We start from the raw sequence: 19,723 nt of genomic DNA on the forward strand, positions 1-19,723 counted from the left end.
CTCACATCACCTTCTCTGTTTGATCCATATACGTTGTGTAAATTTCCTCCATTGCACTCACCGTTTGCTCCTGTGCAAATGCGTGAGCCATAGACCGTCCCGCTTTCCCCATCAGATGGAGCTGGTCCTTTTTATGATAGAGCTGCTGTAAATAAACGGCTAAACCATTCACATCATGCGGTTTGACTAAAAAGCCGTTCACTCCATGTTTGACGAGCTCACAATGCCCTCTATTTTCTGTTGCAATCACCGGCTTTTCAGCAGACATCGCTTCAAGAAGATTCATCCCAAGTCCTTCTCTCAAGCTGGTTGATACACATACATCGCTCATATGCATCCAATCTTCGATGTGTTTGCAAAATCCCGCAAACTGTACATGTTCCTCAAGATTCAGCTGACAGACCAGCTTTTCATAGGACGACCGACTTGTCCCTTCTCCAGCAAATACAATTTTCACTTGTGGTATATTCCGATACACCTGCACGCAAGCTTTGATGAGCATTCCTTGATTTTTATTGTCATTTAATTCACCAGCACACAGCACGATAAAATCTTGCGTGGTAAAACCATATGCTTTGCGAAGGCGGTCTTTTTCTGTGTCATCAACTGGTGCAAACCGCTTCATATCGACACCCATACCGGGAACATAATGCACAGCTGCCTTCTCTTTTGACAGACGATCGGCTCTTTCATAGTCTTCTCCATTAATGGTGATGAGTGCATCTGTATATTGAACGAGCCATCTCTCAACTGGATAATAAAGCAGCCAATTTTGAAGCGGTGCCCCCTTCCAAAAGTGAAAGCCATGCGCTGTGTAAAGAACTTTCGTCCCTTTTTTGCGTGTTGTTTTCGCCGCTAGCCTGCCAATGACACTCCCCATCGGTGTGTGACAATGGATGAACTGATAATGCTCTTTTTCTAACAGCTTTTTCAGCTCCACATAAGCAAGCCGGTTGTGCAAATGAAAAGGGGAACGCTGAATCGGAATGGAATGCGCTTGATCCACATACGGCAGCTCCAGCTGGCCATTTGCCGCTGTATGCACTTCCCATCCTTGTTCCTGAAACCACCTGAAATACGGGAGATGGAACGCCTTAAAATGATAATCAACCGTTGCGCAAAACAAGACTTTTTTCTTCATTAGCAAGTGGCTCCTCCTCTCGTTGCATCGGTTCAGGCAATACATCATGCGACTCAATGGCGGCAAACAAGGCCTGTCTTAATTGATCGTCACTCATCATGTTAAATTCGTGAATAAAGCGGTTCAGCACATACGGATCACCATCCAAGGCATGGCCGATATGGATTTTCGGGAAAATTTGCTCCTGTGCTTTTTCATGCTGGTTGAGTAACTCCTCGTACATTTTCTCTCCGGGACGAATACCCGTAAATGTGATTGGAATCTGGTCTGTGGTGTAGCCTGAGAGGTGAATGAGGTTTTCTGCGAGGTCGACAATTTTGACTGGCTCCCCCATATCTAAAACAAAAATCTGCCTTCCTTCTGCTAGTGCACCAGCTTGAATAACAAGCCTTGATGCTTCTGGTATCGTCATAAAATATCTTGTCATGGCTGGGTGCGTAACAGTCACTGGTCCACCTTTTTCAATTTGTTTTTTAAAGATTGGAATGACACTGCCCCGGCTTCCGAGTACATTCCCAAACCGGACGGCGACAAATTTCGTTTCACTGCTTGCCCCCATTTGCATAATCACCATTTCAGCAAACCGCTTTGTCGCTCCCATCACATTGGCAGGGTTGACCGCTTTGTCAGATGAGATGAGGACAAATGTTTCAACTCCGTGCTCATGTGCAGCTTCTGCCACATTTTTTGTCCCGATAATATTGTTTTTCACCGCTTCTTTCGGGCTAATTTCCATGAGCGGGACATGTTTATGCGCGGCGGCATGATAAATCATATCCGGCTGAAAATGACCAACGATTTCACTCATTTTTTGTTTATCTTGAATATCCGCAATTTGTGGATATAGGCTAATGCTATCTCCATACAATTCTTTCAGCTCTAGTAAAATAGAATGAATGCTAAATTCTCCATGTCCCACAAGCACAATCGCCCGAGGGGCAAATACACAAATTTGACGACAGATTTCTGACCCGATGGACCCGCCAGCTCCTGTCACCATAATCGTTTTTCCTTTTAGGTGAACGGATAGACGGCTTGTATCCAATTGAATCGGCTCTCTTCCAAGCAAATCCTCTGGCTGAACATCCCGCAATTGATTCAGCGCATGGGTTCCTTTTAAAATCTGTTCCATTTCCGGCATAATCTGTGTTTTGATTCCAGTCGCTACACATTCTCTATACAGTCCTTTTAATGTGTGACTGCTTTTGGATGGAATGGCGATAATGATTTTTTGAATATCCATCATCGCAACAGCCGTTTGAATATGTTCTTTTCCCCCAAGAACAGGCAGCCCCATAATTTCAAGCTTATGCTTTGTTTTGTCATCATCAATGAAAGCGACCGGCTCAATATGTACATCACTCGACTGCTGAAGCTGACGAACGATAATGGTTCCGGCTGATCCAGCGCCAATGATTAGTGCCCGCTCCTTTTCAACTTGAAACCGCTTCGCACCATCATGAAACAGCCTGGATGCCATACGAGATGCACCGATGAATAACACATGGAAAAGCCAGACAATAAATAAAAAGCGAAATGGCCATGTCTGCACAAAAATGTACAGCATCGTCATGGAAAATAAAAATGAACACGCAAAGGTCTTCATTAAAGAAAATAGCTCTCTAACCCCTGTATAGGCCCATACTTGCTTGTACACGTGAAAAACATACGAAAACAAATGGTGCCCGATCAGTAGACTGAGCGAAGAAATGACGAGCATTTCAAATGTATATACGGTTAACGCTGCCTCTTGAACAAATTGAAAGCCAAAAAAGACGGCAACTAAAATGAGATATGAATCTAGTGCCACGATGATTGATAATCTTTGGGCGTAAGTCAACGCTCCTCCCCCTTTTTAAAGCATCACTATTCTTACATAAAATGGGCATCAAACCCGTCCTCACATCCCACTACCGATGACGAGCATCTAAGGCATATGTCATGCCCACAGCAGGATCGAGTGCCTCCGTTGTTAAAGATTAGGAGACATCACCTATCAATCTCTTTAATACATATAGTGCCTTCCCTTTTTCACTTTCTTGCCATTTAGCATCGCCCCAAGCAGTTTCCCTGTCGTCCCCTCTAATACTTCTTTTGATTTCTTCACAGCGGCAATCTTCGTTTTACCGCTTAAAACCACAAGAATGCTTCCATCCGTCCGGTTTGCTAATATTTTTGCATCGGCTACAGGCAGAAGCGGTGTGGAATCCACAATCACCATGTCATACTGCTGCTCAATCTCGTAAAATAGCTGCTTCATCACAGAGGAGGAAAGCAGCTCAGCGGGATTTGGCGGAATGGTCCCACTCGGAAGCAGCTCTAAATGCTCAATCGGAGTAGGCAAAATGGCTTCCTCCAAACTGCAATTATTTAATAGCACATTGGTCAATCCGGTGTGCGGGCTTAGATCAAAATATTCATGAATGGCTGGTTTACGTAAATCAGCATCCATGAGCAAAACCCGTTTTTTCTGCTGTGCAAAAACAGCTGCCAAGTTTGCAGCCGTAAATGATTTTCCTTCCTTAGGCAAGGAGGATGTGACCAATATCGACTTCAGCCTCGTTTGAATCGACGTGAATTCGATGTTCGTTCGGATCGTTCGGAATTGTTCCGCAATGACAGAGTGAGGATTTAATACAGAAATGCAGGATAAATCTCTTTTTTCTCGTTTTTTCCTCTTAAAAATCAATGTTCTGTCCTCCCGTTATGACGGACTGCTTGTCTTTTTTTGCCCTCCTGTCTGCATGCATCTGATAGACACTGCCGAGCGACGGCAATCCGATCTCTTCTCTTATTTGATGTGTTCGTTTCACCGTATCATCGAGTAAATTCATTAAGAAAATGAGTGTCATTCCCCCTAATACAGAGGCGCCTAGTGCCAGAACAATGTGAACGAATTTACGTGAGTTCATCAGTATCGTGTTGGACAGCTTGGCTTCAGACAAAACATTAATGCGATCCATATTCATGGTTTTTTTGATTTCTTCTTGCAGCACCTCTGTGGCTGTATTCGCAATGGCTACTGCCTTCGCTCGGTCCTCATCTTGTACAGAAATATTTATGACCTCTGACTCATTTTCTGTACTTGTGGCAATTTTGTGTTTTAATCCTTCCGCCGATTCTGTAAGATTGAGTGTTTCTTTTACTTTTTCAATAACGATTGGACTTTTTAATAGGACTTGAAAGGTACGTGTATATTGAAGGTTCATCTGAATATCGTTTAAATTCGCTTGTGCATCACTGCTTCGTTTATGAACAAGAATTTGAGTGGTTGCCTGATATACAGGAGTCGAGACATAGAACTGATAGTAGGCTGAAATGCCCGTTACGATCAGGACAATCAGGATCAGAAGGGCCATTTTCTCTTTTATGACAGAAAACAGCTGCTTAAAACCTATATTCTCATTCATAGATACCTCCCGATTTCATCATAAAAAGGTTATATATGGTTTCTTTTTGTTAATGATTGGATTATAAAAGATAATACCCGCAAAGAAAAATGTCATAATAGGTCTTATAGTTCTTTTTAAAGAACGAAATCGTTCGTTTTCTTTTGTTTACTTCCTGTTTCTTACGTTTTTGAATTTTATAAAGAACAATTTATTTCTTATAATGAACGAAAAGGTCGCAGAACGATTCGCCGGGGAGAAGGGAGATCATATATCGAATGATAGGAAAGGTGATACGCATTTACCGAAAGAGGAAAGGATACTCAATTCAGCAGTTGGCTGAAGATGCCCATGTCTCTAAATCGTATTTGAGTAAGATTGAGCGTGGTGTCCATCGTAATCCATCTGTCCAGTTTTTAAAAAAGGTATCCTCATCACTAGACATTGATTTACAAGAGCTGTTTGATGCAGAAACGATGATGTTTCATTACGCTGAGGGCGGTGAACAGGAGTGGCGGGATCATATCGTTCATGCCGTCCAATCCGGCATGCCTAAAGAAGAACTGTATCAGCTGCTCCAAACCTACAGAAAGGAGCAGGAAGGAAAGACGTTGCATGTCAATCAGAGAAAGCTGACCGACTCAAATATGTCAGAATGGAAACGTCTCATGAGTGAAGCAAAGGCCATTGGCTTAACCATCGAGGAAGTGAAAGCGTTTCTTACCAATATGGGAGAACACCGGGCGTAAGCCACTGAGATAAAACCAATTTGCGGGGAGAAGCGCTTGTCGCTTCGATGAAATAGAGCCTTTTTGCATGAAAAGGCTCTATTCAGTTTATGGACAAAAAGCTAAAATGAACTTGATTTTAGCCCTTTGTCTTCTTTTCAGCGTGATAGAAAACCTTTGCAGTCTAGGAAGGACGAGCACCGGAGCGGAGCGAATTTGACATTCGTGAGCACCGAAGCGCAGGACTGACACCGAATGCGAGGGTTTTTCTACACGCTGATAGCCTTTTTGCATGAAAAGGCTCTGTTTTCTGTTATTCTTCTTTTTTGGTTCGTGCTTTTTTCGTAATATCATTGTTCTTCCAATAGGCCCATAGTGATGTGATGCCAAGAAAAGCTAACGTAATGAATTGCTGCACACCTTCTTCATCAATTGGAATTGGGCTTTTTCCTGCAGCGGTGAGAGCGCTGTTCACAAGTGCCAATAAAAGCAGCACAAGCCTCGCAATAGTGCCTGCACTAATTTTTTGAACCTTCAACTGTAACCCCTCCCCTTATCCTTTCATACGGGCGATACTGCTCGTTCCCTCTCATATGTATGCAAAAAGCGAATGAATAGAAGATCGAATCAAAAAAAGAGACATCATTCCTAGATGCGGAATGATGCCTTGATTTATGTGCTGTTTATTTAGAGAACATCTTTTTTGCTTCATCCATTGCCATTTTGTTGCCTAGAGCTGAATAATCTAACCATGGCTGATCGGCAATCGGATACACTTGGTTTTTCTTCACGGCTTTTAGGCCTTTCCAAATCGGCGTCTGCTCTAACTGTTTGAATGCCTGTTGCGCCTTATCATCACGGTTCACGACGACAAAAATAGCATCTGCATCAAAGTCAGGAAGCACTTCTTGAGAAATGACTTCAAATGGACGTTTGCTGTCCAGTTTTTTCACACCATCTACAGGTGTCAGTCCTAAATCATCGTATAAAATTGGCCCCATCGGACGTTTCATACTAAATACTCGAAGCTCTTTTGCTGTTACACGAATCGCCATCACTTTTCCATTTCCAATCTTTTTCTGGATGAGTGATTTGACTTCTTTTGCTTCTTGATTGTAGTCCTTAATATATTGATCGGCTTCTTTTTCTTTATTGACGAGCTTGCCGATTTTTTTCAAATGATCACGCCATGTGCCATCATTTAAATTAAACACTTCGGTTTTGGCGATTTTCTTGTATTTTGATAAGTCTTGTCCAGCCAGTTCTTCATCGACGTAAATGACATCTGGTTTTAAAGCAAGCAATGACTCCATATCAGGATCTGCTGCGATGCCCAGCTTTTTCGTTTGGCTAAGCTGCTTTTTCGCATGTGGAAGGAAATCTTTTAAGTCTCCCCCTACAACAGAGCCAGCAGGTTTTATCCCGAGTGCTAATAAGTCATTTGTTAAATGAATCGACAAGGACGCAATCTTAGGTGTTCCGTTTTCATCTTGATTTGTTGTCTTCTTTGTTTCCTGTTGACCACAAGCGGCCAGAATCAAGAAACAGAGCGTTAAACCAAACACAAGTACTTTTTTCATGATGAGTTCCTCTTTCTTATTTTGTTTTTGTTAGTAAATAGAGAAAATAAGGTGCTCCGATAAAAGCCACAACCACACCCGCTGGGATGGCATTTGGGGCAAATATGGAACGTCCGAGTGTATCAGCACTGACCAAAATCAACAATCCGAGCAAGGCGCTCACTGGTAAAAAATATTGGTGCAGTGAGCCGACAAGACGCCTTGCCAAATGAGGTGCAACAAGGCCAATAAAACCAATTCCGCCTGTCATCGATACACTTGCACTCGCTAGACCAACAGCTAAGGTGAGTAGCAACAGACGTTTACGCTGTACACGTACGCCAACACTTGAGGCGACGGCATCACCTAACGTTAACGCATTGAGTGTGCTGGACTGCATGAGCGTAAGCGGGACAAGACATAAGATCCAAGGCAGGAGCGCAAGTACATGAATCCAGTCTCTTCCCCATACATTTCCCACAAGCCACCTTGAAGCGAAGGTATATGTATCTTCATCCAGTTTCAATGACAAATATAACGTCAATGCACTAAACCCCGCAGCTACGGCAATTCCAACAAGGATCAGCCGGATAGGCACAAGCCCTTCATGCCTGTCGTACGCAAGAAGAACGATGACTGCCGCCGCAAGTAGGCCTCCACCAAACGTAAAGAGCGGAATGAGTAAAGATGGATTTCCTTCTAGTACGTGAAAATACGTCACAAAGATGATTAAGCCGAATGCGGCTCCTGCATTCAGACCGATAATCCCAGGATCGGCAAGTGGATTGCGGGATAAACTCTGCAAAATGCCACCTGCGATGCCTAGACCTATTCCAGCTAGTATCGTCACGACGATTCGAGGCAGACGATAATCAAACAGCACCGTCTCACTTTGGAAATCTCCAAGGCCAAATAACGTTTTGACGACAACGAGAGGACTGAGTTTCAGCGTGCCGGTATTTAAACTATACAGCACGACAGCCGCACTCAGACAAAGCAAAACGGCTGTCACGACAAAAGCACGCCGTTTCTCTTTCATGACAGGTTCCTCCCTTCTTTTCTGGCAATATATAAGAAGAAAGGAACACCAACAAGTGCCACCATGACGCCAATGGCAAGCTCTCTTGGCGGATTTACTGTCCGGCTGGCAAGATCAGCGAAGACGAGAAGCATTGCGCCTAAAATCGCTGACATCGGAATGACGAAACGATAATTGACCCCAACCAGCTTTCGTGCAATATGCGGAATGACAAGCCCGACAAACCCAATAGACCCAACCGCCGATACAGAAACGCCTGCCAGCAGAACCGCAGCTGCCATACCTAGTATTCGCACTTGCCGGGTTTTCACCCCTAAATTCGCAGCTACATCTTCACCAAGTGATAATAACGAGAGGGATCGTCCTAATAACATCGCCCAACCGATGACAATGAGAATGACTGGAGCAAGGATCATCAGCTGCGGCCATTTGACACCTGCCACACCCCCTGCATACCAAAAAGCCAGATCCTGACTGAGATCAAAGTAAATGGCGATACCTGAGCTTAGCGCATGCAGCAATGCGGCAACAACAGCTCCAGCTACAGTGAGCCGAAGTGGGGTCAGCACGCCGCCAGCCGCCCCAATGGCAAAGATCAGCAGTGTACTGAGAACGGCACCAAAAAAAGAAAATAACATCAATGCCGAATAAGGCATTCCTGGAAAAAAAGCAAAACAGAGAGCGACTACAAACATCGCACCGCCGTTAATGCCTAATATCCCCGCATCTGCCAGCGGATTTCTTGTAATGCCTTGCATGAGCGCACCTGCCACAGCAAACGCCGCTCCAACAAGCGCAGCTCCTAACACACGAGGAAGCCTTAATTCATGAATGATCTGCTGCTCTGTCACATGAGACTGATAGTCAAACACAGCTGTCCAGACCGTTTGCAAAGACAATGACTTTGCACCGTATGAAACAGCCAAAAACATAGCTGCCAATAAACCAATGACAGCGAGAAAAAACAATAAAAAGAACAAAATAGGTGATGATCGTTTTTGTTGAGATGTTCGCTTATCCGGCAAAATCGGTGTCATCCTTTTCTTCATTAAAAGTCAGTTTGAAAATGAGAATCATAATCATCAAAATTATAGCCGTCAGCCTCTGAAAAATCAATGTACGGCTCATTTTTTTAATTATTGAAGGTATTGGTAGACGGCAAATATGAGAATTCTTTCCTTCTGCTTTTTCTCGTTCTAAAAGACCTATCAATTTTTACAGTATTTTAATAGGAAAATAGTTGACATTCCGCATGAAAATCCCCTAAAATTACAAAAGTAAGTCAAATGTTATAAAAATATTACAAACAGATGTCAAAGGAATAAAGAATGACCCGTCATGAGAGGAGAATTGAAAGTTGTGTCAGTAAAGGGAAAATGGAGTATCATCCTATTTGCGCTTGCCATCGTCATTGGAGCAGTTGCATTCTTTCAAAATCAGCAAGCAAGCGGTACAGAGAAGAAAAATGTGAAGCAGGATACGAATTATAAAAATGTTGAAATTGTCACTCTTGTAAATGACGGGAAGTTTATGAGATATGCGGTGAACTATCCACTTTTTCATCAAAAAAAGCTAGATGACAAGATTCAAAGCTATGCGAATTCAGCATTAGAGCATTTCAAAAAGACATTTAGTGAAGCAAAGGACATTGATGAAAACAAACGGTTTGAACTGAATATTGACTATGACATGGTGCACTATGCAAAACAATCTGCGGCCATTTATTTTACGACCTACACATATACAGGTCAGCAAAATGGAACCACTCATCACGTCACAATCAATTTCGATTTTCAGAAAAAAGACTTTCTTGACACAAAAGATTTATTTCAACCCAAAAAGGACTATTTGAAAAAATTATCCTATATTACATACACGGAGCTTAAAAAAGATAAAACCTTGTCTAAGGATCTATCACTCCTTCAAAAAGGAACAGCCCCTACTGATCAAAACTTCAGTCAATTCGCCTTAAAAGAGAAATATATAGAGTTCTATTTCCCAGCTTCTCAAGTAGCCGCAAAGGACTTAGGTCCGCAAACGCTGGCGATCAAAAAGACGCTGCTAAAAGATATCTTGAAGCCGGAATATATGAATAAGACCAAAAATCAGAATGAAATCAAAGAACCGAATCCAAAAAGAAAAGCCGTCAAGCTGCCGCAAAAGCCAAAGCTTGATCCGAATAAAAAAGCCATCGCACTCACATTTGATGACGGTCCAAACCCAGCCACAACTTCAACCATTTTAGCAGCGCTGAAGGAAAATAAAGGACACGCCACCTTTTTCGTATTAGGAAGCAGGGTTCAGTATTATCCTGGAATGCTTGCCGACATTTTAAAGGGGGGAAATGAGATCGGAAACCATTCATATAACCATCCTTTATTAACGAGACTCCCTCTAAATGAAGCGGTCAAACAAGTAAAAGACACGCAGAAGCTGATTGAAAAGGCCAGCGGTTATACTCCTACGCACTTTAGACCGCCATATGGAGGAACAAATCCCGACATCAATCAAGCGGTTGGCATGAACGTTTCATTGTGGGATGTCGATCCTGAGGACTGGAAAATTCGCAACAGCCAGCAGATCACAAACCATGTTCTCTCACATGCAGCAGATGGCAAAACCGTACTCATGCACGATATTTATGACAGCTCTGCTCGAGCAGCGGTGAAGATCATACATGAACTCACCAAACAAGGCTACCAGCTTGTCACAGTCAGCGAACTTGAACAATTGAAAAAAGAACGAAATGAACAAACCCCTGTGCAGTAAACACAGGGGCTTTTTTTATGACTCTAACAACTTCTTTCTTTTCAACAATGCTTGAAACGTCTCTTCAAGCTCATGAGAAGGCTCGATGCTTAAACGACTGAGCACTTCAGACAGCTGCATATCAATCAGCAGGAGCTCTTCTTCTTTCTTTGTAGCAGCTGGCTTTTCTTCCTTTTGTTTATATTCTTCATAGGTACCATCAAAGCGTTCAATGGTTCCCTCGTGCACATGAAGAATACGAGTAGCCACCTGCTCAATGAGCCTCCTGTCGTGGGAGACAAACACGACTGTGCCCGGGTAATCTTTTAAAAGTTCTTCAAGCGCTTCTACTGCCGCAAGGTCTAAAAAGTTCGTCGGTTCATCAAGCATCAGAACATTGGCATCACTGACGAGCAGCTTGGCAAGCATCGTCTTCACCTGTTCCCCGCCGCTTAATACGTTCGTCAGCTTGTACACATCGTCTCCCCGAAACCCAAGTCTCGCTAAAACGGTGCGAACGACAGTCTCATCTTGAATCGCCTGTTCCAGTGCATTTTGTAAGATCGATTCATCTAGATTCAGTTCTGAAAGATCTTGGCTGAAATAACCGATCTTCACGGCTTCTGAACGAAAAATCCCGGGATGTCCGTTTACAAGCATTCGGAGAAATGTCGTTTTACCGCTCCCATTCTTCCCAATGATCGCGACTTTGTCTCCGCCTCTCACTTCTACATTCGCCTTTTTCCAAAGGACTTTATCTCCTGCCATGCCATCTACATGTTCGACACGAAAAATGGTGCGGCTCGCCACTTCCTTCATGGTGTGCTGCGTCATTTGAAGAGGCTGGGCTTCCTTTACCTTCTCCACCTTTTCTAATTTCTCCATTCTTGTTTCGATGGATTTGGCTGTTTTTTGAAGCTTTTTTTGCTTGTTTGCATAATAAGGCTTTGCAATTTTAGGCCCCGAGGATTTCAGCTTTGGAGATGGCTTTGTCGCTTTGTCGGCTTTTTTCATTTTCTTTTGCATGGCATATTCTAACTGTTTTTTCTTTTGGGTATACGCCTCGTACGCCTCCACTTGCTGACGATGTTCGAGTTCTTTTTGCCGGGCAAAATCGCTGTAGTTGCCTTTGTATGGTTTGAGTTTCCCATCCTCCAATTCCCAAATGTCTGTACATAACGCATCTAAAAAAGCACGGTCATGCGAGACGACAATCAGAGCACCTTGATGATAACGAAGCTTTTCTTCTAGCCACTCAATATGCTCCGTATCTAAGTGAGTCGTGGGTTCATCGGCTAATAAAAGGGCAGAAGGCCGACTTAAAGCTCTCTCAATATAAGCTTGAGTCATCTCTCCGCCACTTTGTCTGCCATCTCCTGTCTTTAGTTGAGGAAGCAGCGTACAAGTTGTAGTGTGTGCAAATGTGCCGCTGTCTGGTTTTTCCCTACCCACCAGTACATGGAGCAATGTCGTTTTCCCACTGCCATTCGTTCCCACAAGGCCGATTCGGTCCCCTTGATGAATGGCCAGCTCCTCTATATCAAATAACAAGCGATCCTTTCTAAATACTTTTAATTGGTGGGCTCTCAGTAACATCCAACCCTCTCCTTTCGTATCAGGAGACATGAAAAAGCCTCCTATTCTCAGAATAGGAGGCAAAATGGTGTACAAAAATAAGCGTATCGATACAGAAAGAATAACATGTGGTTCATCAAATGAGCACACATATCCCCCGTATCCATCACTTCAATCTTTGATTCCCAAGCTGTACCATCCTATTCCGAAGCTAAAAAATGAAAACGCAGCAAACATAGCAACACATATCGTTTGCTCACTGCCTTCGTTCTTTCATTTTGCTTACAGGTCATAGGATTAGTACTTCATTGCATTGGGTCACCCTTCCGTCGTTTGTTACGTATACGATAAAAGATTGGTTATTTTTTGTCAAGTAGGTTTCCTATTAAGACAGGCTGGCCAACTTGGGTAAACACCTTACCTAATGCATCTGTTTCGCTTGCATAAACTGATCAATGACACGTAATGCTTTTTCTGTTCCACCTGCTGTTTGGAAACTTTCTTCAATCTTTTCAATCCCAGCACGATATGTGTCACTTCCGAGTACACTCTCTACAGTATCTCTCAGCTGTTTTGCTGTCAGCTGGTCTTTATCGAGTGCACGAGCAGCAGAGAGATCCGTCAGTCTTTTTGCCACCATCGGCTGATCTTTGTCAACCGGGATGACAACCATTGGAACATGATAATGAATACCTTCATTGACACTGTTCATCCCGCCGTGGGTCACAAACACATCTGTCAGTTCAAGGACTTCAAGCTGCGGCACATAAGGCTCGATGAGAAAATGAGATGGCGCTTCTTTTAGGAGAGACATGTCGATTTTTTCACCAGTTGCGAGAATCACTTTTCCATCAAAGTCGGCAAAAGCATCAATACACATATTAAAGAATGCTTCAGTATCTCCAAGAACCGTTCCCATTGAAATAAAGACGACCTTCTCTCGCTCAAGCGTTTCTAACGGGAAATCATGCTGGTCAGCACGTTTTAGAAAGCTCGGTCCAATGAAGACAAACGAATCATCCAATGCATCAACAGACGGCTGAAAATATTCACTTGTATACACCATATTCAGCTCTCCACGGTTTTTCATGAATTGCATCAAATGCTTTGGCTGAACGCCAAAACGTTCATGTATTTCTTCTAACAGATGAGTCGCCTTCTCATCTTTTCTGTATAAAGGTGTATCAAAATGCGCCTCCTGCAGCACAAAAGAAGGATTCGAACCAATGCCTGGAATTTGTAAGTAATCCCGCACAAGCTCACCTGCTCCAAACATATCAAAATAGACCAAATCAAATGAATGCTGTTGAGAAAGAGTTTCCACCACTTCTAAAATGTCTAATGACGTTTGCAGCATGGCATGGAAAAATGGCTGCATGGACTCTAAATCGCTTTCTTCGACACTTAATGTGCGAATATAATCTGGATGTATATGTACGTGAGCGCCTAAGCGTTTGATCCGCTTTTGATAATGTTCAGTTGTGACCACATGCACTTCATCACCTCGATCAACAAATGCTCTTATCATTCCTAACATTGGGTTCACATGTCCTTCAGCTGGGAACGTAATCATTAAAACCTTCGCCACAAGAATCCTCTCCTTATTGTCAATTCTCTTCCATGTTAATCTTATACAGTGATCGGGCTCAACAAATACGCCTGAAAAGGGGATAAATGAGACTTATGGCTAGTATTTTAAGAGGATAGCAGAAAAAAAGACAAAGCCTCCTGTTTAAGTGCTTTGTCTTTTTTCTATTAATTTTTGAGCAGCATTTGTTTAAACGCAGCAGACTGTTTTTCAATTGAGATTGGATCAGCATAGATAAATTCTTTGATTGAATAGGATAAAACATGTCCTTGTTTCACTGCTTTATTCTTCTTCCATACACCGCTACCTGTGATATCTAGATTAGGTGCTTTTCCATCCTTTGTTGGTACAAGTAAATAGTCACCTGTATACTCATTCATCTCTTCTAATGAAATACCGAGATACCCTTCTTTTGGTAGAGCTTTCTCTGCTTTTTCAGGCAAACTGAATCCATACCCTTGATAGATAACCTCTCCTCCACGACCAAAGTCTGTACCAAATAAGTACACCTGCTTAGGCTGCACATCCATAATGGAGAACGTCTTGTCTTCACCAATTTTTGCTTTGACCTCTTTGCCGTCTTTTTTCAGTTGCTCGTCCATTTCTTGTATTTGTTTTTTCGCTAACGATTCTTTTCCAAGAATCTTTCCGATTTCAATATGCATCTCTTTAAAGCTATGCTCACTTGTTGTGAAAGTAATTGTTTTTGCGATCTTTTTATATTTCTCAACTTGATCATTTTGTGAATAAGCAATGATGAGATCAGGCTTCAGTTTGGCGATTGCCTCCACATTTTCTATCGGCACCCTCTTCACACCTGTTTCATCTAAAAAGGATGATTTAGGATAAACATCTGTCATGCCAACAGGTGTCACACCTAACTTTTTAAAATTTCCAAGCTGCGCTGTTAACACAACAATACGCTTTGGCTTGTCAGGAATGGTGATCTTTTCACCCGTTTCAGTTGTATATGTACGAGTATTTGATTCTTGTTCTTTATTGTCTTTCTGCCCGCAAGCCACCAACAATACTGCCAGCAGACTCATAAGCCAAATCATTTTTTTCACTGACGAAACCACCTTTAATTGAGAATGATTATTAATTATAGCATAAATAGTTTGGTATAGATGTAAAGTTTTAGAAGTGAACGCCACACAAAAACCCCTCTCTTAATGGAGAAGGGTTTGAGAGACCTTGTTCTATCGTGAACTAGGTCGAGCATGAACTCGAAGAACGTATAATTGACATTACTTGAACCAACACGATGGATGGTTATTTGAATTGAGGACAGTTATTCAAACATAGAAATTTTAGGGTCTTTATCGTAACAGTGAACAAGCATAGCGTGTACTTGCCCCCTATGATGATAAACATGTGCTAATATCTCTAACAACCATTCATACCTTGTATATGTCACACCCCAATAGGAAGTGGTACGAGACAGTAGTTCTGTGTCCGATAATTTCATATAATGATTTTTTAATGATTGAAAATTAGTCATTAAGCCTTTTTCTATCGACTTTACAGTTTTATATGATACATTAGCATAAAATGTTTCCATCTCTTCTTGGGTCGCCTCATTTGCGATACGCCAGTCAGCTTCACAAATGATCGCAATGTGTTCCAGCAACTCTCCCATAGACTGCTTATGAGGTGTTGGTCTTTTTTGTAAATCAGTTTCTTCTAATTGACTTACTATTTTTATTAATGTTTTAACAGCTACTTCAATTTGATGTAAAACACTTTCACAATTCATTAGTGCCTCCTTATGAATGAATTCTGCCCTTTTCGTTGAACAAGCTTTGAGAATATTGATGAACTGACTTTATACTCCAATAATAGATTAAGTTGACTTGATTGCCTATCATCAAGAAAATTTGTCTTTTTAACAATATTAATCTGTGTTTTTCGATACAAAATGAACTCTCTAATAAATAGTGAAGTTCCTCTCAATTTACTCACACAATACCACTCATAAAAAAACAAAAAAACCCTTTATTTCAAAGGGTTTTCAAGTTCTTTCATAAATAATCCATCGGATACTCAAGACGCGCTCGGAGGGATTCGAACCCCCGGCAGACGTGGTACCGGAAACCACCGCTCTATCCAACTGAGCTACGAGCGCACGATTTATTTTTTGAACGTCAGCATATCAAATTATAAGGGAAATGCTGCAAGAAAGCAATGATTAATCACTATCCCTGTCCATGCATTTTCTTCATTCCCATACATATACTCATATGATGGTTTGAAGTGGAAGAGTTTTGGGGAAAATGGATAGGGGTATTTGATTTTAGGTCAGCATTTTGTTTGACCTTTATTGACCAAAAATGTATCATTGAATTACATACTTACCTAAAAGGTGAAGGAGGAACATTATGAATTTAATACCTACAGTCATTGAGCAAACAAATCGTGGGGAAAGAGCTTACGACATTTATTCTCGTCTTTTAAAAGACCGTATTATCATGCTTGGTTCTGCGATCGATGACAATGTTGCCAACTCCATCGTATCACAGCTTCTCTTCTTAGAAGCCGAGGATCCAGAAAAAGATATCTCTATCTACATTAACAGCCCTGGCGGTTCGATCACAGCTGGTATGGCCATTTACGATACGATGCAATTTATTAAACCAAAGGTATCAACTATTTGTATTGGTATGGCTGCATCTATGGGTGCGTTCCTGCTTGCTGCTGGTGAAAAAGGTAAGCGTTATGCCCTTCCAAATAGTGAAGTGATGATTCACCAACCACTAGGTGGTGCGCAAGGTCAAGCAACAGAAATTGAAATTGCGGCAAAACGAATCCTTTCTTTACGCGATAAACTGAACCAAGTACTTGCTGAACGTACTGGTCAGCCAATTGAAGTCATTGAGCGCGATACAGATCGTGACAACTTTAAAACAGCGGAAGAAGCACTTCAATACGGACTCATTGACAAAGTCTTGACCCGTAATACAGAAGAACAAAAATAATCACAAAACAAACCGTCTGCTCTTTGAACAGACGGTTTTTTGTTATGCATCTATTTTAAGACAGCTCCGTCCATTTCTGTTGAAGAGTTGGTGTTTGATAGGAAGCCATCTGTGAAATCAATTCTTCCGGTTCTCCAGAGGCATGTAGCAATTGAAGGTGTGATTCATTCGAAAAACCTTCCTGTATACTAAACTTCACCATGTCTATGAGCGGATTGAAATAGTCATTCACTTGATACAATCCGATTGGCTTTTGATGGATGCCAATTTGCGCCCAACATAGCACCTCAAATAATTCTTCATATGTACCAAAACCACCTGGCATGGCAATAAACCCATCGGCCAGCTCGCTCATTTTCGCTTTTCGTTCATGCATCCCTTTGACTTCAATCAATTCGGTTAGCTCTTGATGCACAACCTCTCCTCTAAAAAGCCCTTTTGGCATGACTCCGATCACTTGCCCGCCGTTTTTCAATACCTCATCCGCTATAGCTCCCATTAAGCCAATTCGTGAGCCACCGTATACAAGGCGGATTCCTTGCTCTGCCATATAAGCCCCTAGCTCGACAGCTTTTTGTTTGTAGATGTCATTCACACCTGGATTCGAACCAGCAAACACACAAATCGTTTTCATCAAAACAGCTCCATCTCTCTCTATGATTTCTTCACCCACTCATTCTACTATAATTCATTGTAAAGAAACAGCCGCTCTATCTATATATAGTGTAAAATCAGAAGGTGAACACCATATAAGGAGCTGTATAAAGAGAATGCAAACAACTGAAATGGAAAAATGGATCAAAGATTTCTACAAAATGAGAAATTGGACAGAATACGGGCCGTTTATCAGGTTAGGTTTCCTGATGGAAGAAACAGGTGAACTCGCTCGCGCAGTCAGGGCGGTCGAAATTGGACGCGATCGACCTGATGAGAAAACACAGGAGGACGCCGCGTTAAGAAAGGACCTTATTGAAGAAATGGGAGATGTCTTAGGAAATCTACTTGTTCTAGCTGATCTCTATGATGTAACAGTAGAAGAGGTCTTCTCTTCCCATCAACAGAAACTCACACAACGGTTTTCTAGTGAAAAAGAGCAGGTAAAAAGCCCGTGACCGACATGTCATGGGCTTTGACAAAGGGCTAAAATGAACTTGATTTTAGCCCTTTGTCTTCTTTTCAGCGTGATAGAAAACCTTTACAGTCTAGGAAGGACGAATACCGGCGCGGAGCGAATTTGACATTCGTGAGCACCGGCACGCAGAACTGACAAAGAATGCGAGGGTTTGTCTACACGCTGAAGCACGTGACCGACATGTCACGTGCTTTTTTTAGCCTTTTATAGCTGCTGTGGTGAAATATCATCCGTTCGTTCAAAGAAATGCTGCTTTCCAATGTGATGGAAAAGACCGGTACGATGCAAAAGCTCTTTTGGCTGTGATTGAAGCCCTACAATCATCAATTTTCCATTGTGATGCTTTAAACGATTAGAAATGTTCATCAGAACCGCTTCTGCTGAGGTGTCCATATAATTCACTTTGTTCATAAGCAAAATGAGTGTTTTCGGCTTTGTCTGAACATGATCCAAAATCGAATTTTCCAATGAATCGGTTGTACCGAAAAAGAGTGGCCCTTCAATCGAATACATACTAATCCCTTTCTGATCGGTCTCCCTTTCTAAGGCAGCTGCGGTTTCGATTTGAGGAACAGCAACATTTGAGGAAATATTCGTTGTCTGGCTCATTTTTTTGATAAAGGCGATAAACGCTAAAATGAGACCTGCAGTCACCCCTATAATCAAATCACCGATGACCGTTAGCAGGAAGGTCACGACAAGCACAAGGGAATCCGCATTTTTGACTTTGACAATATTGATAAACTCCTTTTTCTCACTCATATTCCACGCCACAAACATCAAAATCGGTGCCATGGCAGCAAGTGGAATCATCGATGCATATGGTGCAAATAACATTAAGATGAGCAAGACAACGACACCATGCACGACTCCTGAAATGGGGCTTGCTCCACCATTTTTAATGTTTGTTGCCGTACGAGCAATCGCTCCAGTCGCTGGGATCCCTCCAAAAAGCGGTGCCGCCATATTGGCAATTCCTTGTCCGACGAGTTCTTTATTGCTGTCATGTTTAGAACCTTTCATATTATCAGCTACCATCGCGGACAAGATCGACTCCACGCCGCCCAAAAGCGCAATGACAATAGCCGGCGGCAGCAAATAAATCATTTTTTCAATCGTCAATTCAGGAAAAGCGAAAGTTGGCAGCTGACGAGGGATTTCGCCATATGCAGAGCCGATGGTTTCAACTTGTCCTTGAAAAAAGAGAACAGCTATAAATGTTGAAACGAGTAGACCTAATAGAGCACCAGGTATTTTGGAAATGTATTTTTGTGCCGCCAAAATCACGATGAGCCCAACAATCGCTGTGAGAATGGCGAGACTGTTTGCGGTACCGAGATGGACCACGATTTCTCTCATATTGAGGAAAAAGCTTTCATGTTTTTCAACACCCTTTAATCCGAGGAAGTTGGCAATCTGTCCTGAAAAAATAATGACAGCAATGCCGGCAGTAAAGCCGATGATAACCGGACGAGGAATAAATTTCATGAGCTTTCCTAGTTTGAATATTCCGAATAAGACAAGCATACAGCCTGCCATAAAACCAGCAATGAGTAAGTTTTCAATACCGTACTGGCTGACGATCCCGAATAAAATTGGAACAAATGCCCCGGTCGGTCCGCCAATCTGATACTTTGAACCACCAAACAATGAAATCAAAATGCCGGCAACGATGACTGTGTATAGTCCGTATTCTGGTCCGACACCAGATGCAATGGCAAAAGCCATGCCTAAAGGAATTGCCACAACGCCCACGACAAGCCCAGCGATTAAATCGCGTCTAAACTTTGATGAATCATAACCTTCAAATCTTCCATAAAAACGCATGGTATGTGTTGGCCTCCTTCAA

At 42.2% G+C, this 19,723-nt stretch carries 18 protein-coding genes and 1 tRNA gene; 4 read left to right on the plus strand and 15 right to left on the minus strand.

What is annotated here, in order from left to right:
* Position 1 precedes the first annotated feature (1 nt).
* From NST09_RS16020 to NST09_RS16035, 4 genes are all read right to left on the minus strand, one after another.
* Entirely contained in the window at positions 2-1,141 is a 1,140-nt protein-coding gene (locus NST09_RS16020) for a glycosyltransferase family 4 protein (protein WP_342493112.1), read from the minus strand.
* On the minus strand, positions 1,107-2,981 hold the full coding sequence (locus tag NST09_RS16025) for a nucleoside-diphosphate sugar epimerase/dehydratase (protein ID WP_342493113.1): 1,875 nt from the start codon (positions 2,979-2,981) through the stop codon (positions 1,107-1,109). Before NST09_RS16025 ends, NST09_RS16020 begins: the two co-directional genes overlap by 35 nt.
* Before the next feature lie 165 nt (positions 2,982-3,146).
* Positions 3,147-3,830, minus strand: coding sequence for a CpsD/CapB family tyrosine-protein kinase (locus tag NST09_RS16030; protein WP_008347761.1), 684 nt, complete (start codon positions 3,828-3,830; stop codon positions 3,147-3,149).
* Positions 3,820-4,551 (minus strand): Wzz/FepE/Etk N-terminal domain-containing protein, encoded by a 732-nt coding sequence (locus NST09_RS16035; RefSeq protein ID WP_007500132.1) that lies wholly within the window; start codon positions 4,549-4,551, stop codon positions 3,820-3,822. Before NST09_RS16035 ends, NST09_RS16030 begins: the two co-directional genes overlap by 11 nt.
* A gap of 257 nt (positions 4,552-4,808) precedes the next feature.
* On the opposite strand from NST09_RS16035, the gene NST09_RS16040 reads away from it, so the two are divergent.
* The gene (locus tag NST09_RS16040) at positions 4,809-5,279 is read left to right on the plus strand and encodes a helix-turn-helix domain-containing protein (RefSeq protein ID WP_017368091.1); all 471 of its coding nucleotides are present in this window, start codon (positions 4,809-4,811) and stop codon (positions 5,277-5,279) included.
* Positions 5,280-5,571: 292 nt separating this feature from the next.
* On the opposite strand, the gene NST09_RS16045 is transcribed toward NST09_RS16040, so the two are convergent.
* The 4 genes from NST09_RS16045 to NST09_RS16060 all read right to left on the minus strand — a co-directional run bounded on the left by NST09_RS16045 (position 5,572) and on the right by NST09_RS16060 (position 8,881).
* Complete coding sequence (locus tag NST09_RS16045) at positions 5,572-5,796, minus strand: phage holin (RefSeq protein WP_008347764.1); 225 nt, start codon at positions 5,794-5,796, stop codon at positions 5,572-5,574.
* A 145-nt stretch (positions 5,797-5,941) separates the two neighbouring features.
* A complete protein-coding gene (locus NST09_RS16050; RefSeq protein ID WP_007500130.1) occupies positions 5,942-6,838 on the minus strand; it encodes an iron-hydroxamate ABC transporter substrate-binding protein in 897 nt (298 codons plus the stop codon).
* A gap of 16 nt (positions 6,839-6,854) precedes the next feature.
* Positions 6,855-7,856: an iron ABC transporter permease gene (locus NST09_RS16055; RefSeq protein WP_283931119.1), complete on the minus strand. Its 1,002-nt coding sequence runs from the start codon at positions 7,854-7,856 to the stop codon at positions 6,855-6,857.
* On the minus strand, positions 7,853-8,881 hold the full coding sequence (locus NST09_RS16060) for an iron ABC transporter permease (protein ID WP_172673038.1): 1,029 nt from the start codon (positions 8,879-8,881) through the stop codon (positions 7,853-7,855). The genes NST09_RS16055 and NST09_RS16060 overlap by 4 nt, the downstream gene beginning before the upstream one ends.
* A gap of 334 nt (positions 8,882-9,215) precedes the next feature.
* Between NST09_RS16060 and NST09_RS16065 the strand changes: the two genes are divergently transcribed.
* Positions 9,216-10,625, plus strand: a complete 1,410-nt coding sequence (locus tag NST09_RS16065; protein WP_282900206.1) for a polysaccharide deacetylase family protein — start codon at positions 9,216-9,218, stop codon at positions 10,623-10,625.
* Positions 10,626-10,640: 15 nt separating this feature from the next.
* On the opposite strand, the gene abc-f is transcribed toward NST09_RS16065, so the two are convergent.
* The 5 genes from abc-f to NST09_RS16090 form a co-directional block, all read right to left on the minus strand.
* A complete protein-coding gene (gene abc-f, locus NST09_RS16070; RefSeq protein ID WP_342493556.1) occupies positions 10,641-12,200 on the minus strand; it encodes an ABC-F type ribosomal protection protein in 1,560 nt (519 codons plus the stop codon).
* 400 nt (positions 12,201-12,600) lie between these two features.
* Positions 12,601-13,767: a macrolide family glycosyltransferase gene (locus NST09_RS16075; protein WP_342493114.1), complete on the minus strand. Its 1,167-nt coding sequence runs from the start codon at positions 13,765-13,767 to the stop codon at positions 12,601-12,603.
* A gap of 167 nt (positions 13,768-13,934) precedes the next feature.
* Positions 13,935-14,825 carry an ABC transporter substrate-binding protein gene (locus NST09_RS16080; RefSeq protein WP_056702976.1) on the minus strand — a complete coding sequence of 297 codons (891 nt, stop codon included), beginning with the start codon at positions 14,823-14,825 and terminating at the stop codon, positions 13,935-13,937.
* Between the two features lie 233 nt (positions 14,826-15,058).
* The gene (locus tag NST09_RS16085) at positions 15,059-15,523 is read right to left on the minus strand and encodes a DinB family protein (protein WP_342493115.1); all 465 of its coding nucleotides are present in this window, start codon (positions 15,521-15,523) and stop codon (positions 15,059-15,061) included.
* 293 nt (positions 15,524-15,816) lie between these two features.
* A tRNA-Arg gene (locus NST09_RS16090) sits at positions 15,817-15,892 on the minus strand.
* Between the two features lie 253 nt (positions 15,893-16,145).
* Here NST09_RS16090 and clpP point away from each other — a divergent pair.
* Entirely contained in the window at positions 16,146-16,742 is a 597-nt protein-coding gene (gene clpP / locus NST09_RS16095) for an ATP-dependent Clp endopeptidase proteolytic subunit ClpP (RefSeq protein WP_007500118.1), read from the plus strand.
* A gap of 55 nt (positions 16,743-16,797) precedes the next feature.
* Here clpP and NST09_RS16100 read toward each other — a convergent pair whose 3' ends face one another.
* Positions 16,798-17,376, minus strand: a complete 579-nt coding sequence (locus tag NST09_RS16100) for a TIGR00730 family Rossman fold protein (protein ID WP_048001956.1) — start codon at positions 17,374-17,376, stop codon at positions 16,798-16,800.
* Between the two features lie 136 nt (positions 17,377-17,512).
* Between NST09_RS16100 and NST09_RS16105 the strand changes: the two genes are divergently transcribed.
* The gene (locus NST09_RS16105) at positions 17,513-17,854 is read left to right on the plus strand and encodes a MazG-like family protein (protein ID WP_008347798.1); all 342 of its coding nucleotides are present in this window, start codon (positions 17,513-17,515) and stop codon (positions 17,852-17,854) included.
* Positions 17,855-18,078: 224 nt separating this feature from the next.
* Here NST09_RS16105 and NST09_RS16110 read toward each other — a convergent pair whose 3' ends face one another.
* Positions 18,079-19,701 (minus strand): SulP family inorganic anion transporter, encoded by a 1,623-nt coding sequence (locus NST09_RS16110; RefSeq protein ID WP_342493116.1) that lies wholly within the window; start codon positions 19,699-19,701, stop codon positions 18,079-18,081.
* Between the last annotated feature and the right edge of the window lie 22 nt (positions 19,702-19,723).

It is taken from the genome of Bacillus sp. FSL W7-1346, from assembly GCF_038593335.1.
Lineage (GTDB): Bacteria > Bacillota > Bacilli > Bacillales > Bacillaceae > Bacillus > Bacillus altitudinis.

Excerpts from the sequence above, each read along its gene's own strand:
- NST09_RS16020 (WP_342493112.1), bottom strand. The coding sequence starts at position 1,141 with ATGAAGAAAAAAGTCTTGTTTTGCGCAACGGTTGATTATCATTTTAAG.
- NST09_RS16105 (WP_008347798.1), top strand. The coding sequence starts at position 17,513 with ATGCAAACAACTGAAATGGAAAAATGGATCAAAGATTTCTACAAAATG.
- NST09_RS16035 (WP_007500132.1), bottom strand. The coding sequence starts at position 4,551 with ATGAATGAGAATATAGGTTTTAAGCAGCTGTTTTCTGTCATAAAAGAG.
- NST09_RS16055 (WP_283931119.1), bottom strand. The coding sequence starts at position 7,856 with ATGAAAGAGAAACGGCGTGCTTTTGTCGTGACAGCCGTTTTGCTTTGT.
- NST09_RS16040 (WP_017368091.1), top strand. The coding sequence starts at position 4,809 with ATGATAGGAAAGGTGATACGCATTTACCGAAAGAGGAAAGGATACTCA.
- NST09_RS16110 (WP_342493116.1), bottom strand. The coding sequence starts at position 19,701 with ATGCGTTTTTATGGAAGATTTGAAGGTTATGATTCATCAAAGTTTAGA.
- NST09_RS16080 (WP_056702976.1), bottom strand. The coding sequence starts at position 14,825 with ATGATTTGGCTTATGAGTCTGCTGGCAGTATTGTTGGTGGCTTGCGGG.
- abc-f (WP_342493556.1), bottom strand. The coding sequence starts at position 12,200 with ATGTTACTGAGAGCCCACCAATTAAAAGTATTTAGAAAGGATCGCTTG.
- NST09_RS16050 (WP_007500130.1), bottom strand. The coding sequence starts at position 6,838 with ATGAAAAAAGTACTTGTGTTTGGTTTAACGCTCTGTTTCTTGATTCTG.
- NST09_RS16100 (WP_048001956.1), bottom strand. The coding sequence starts at position 17,376 with ATGAAAACGATTTGTGTGTTTGCTGGTTCGAATCCAGGTGTGAATGAC.
- clpP (WP_007500118.1), top strand. The coding sequence starts at position 16,146 with ATGAATTTAATACCTACAGTCATTGAGCAAACAAATCGTGGGGAAAGA.
- NST09_RS16085 (WP_342493115.1), bottom strand. The coding sequence starts at position 15,523 with ATGAATTGTGAAAGTGTTTTACATCAAATTGAAGTAGCTGTTAAAACA.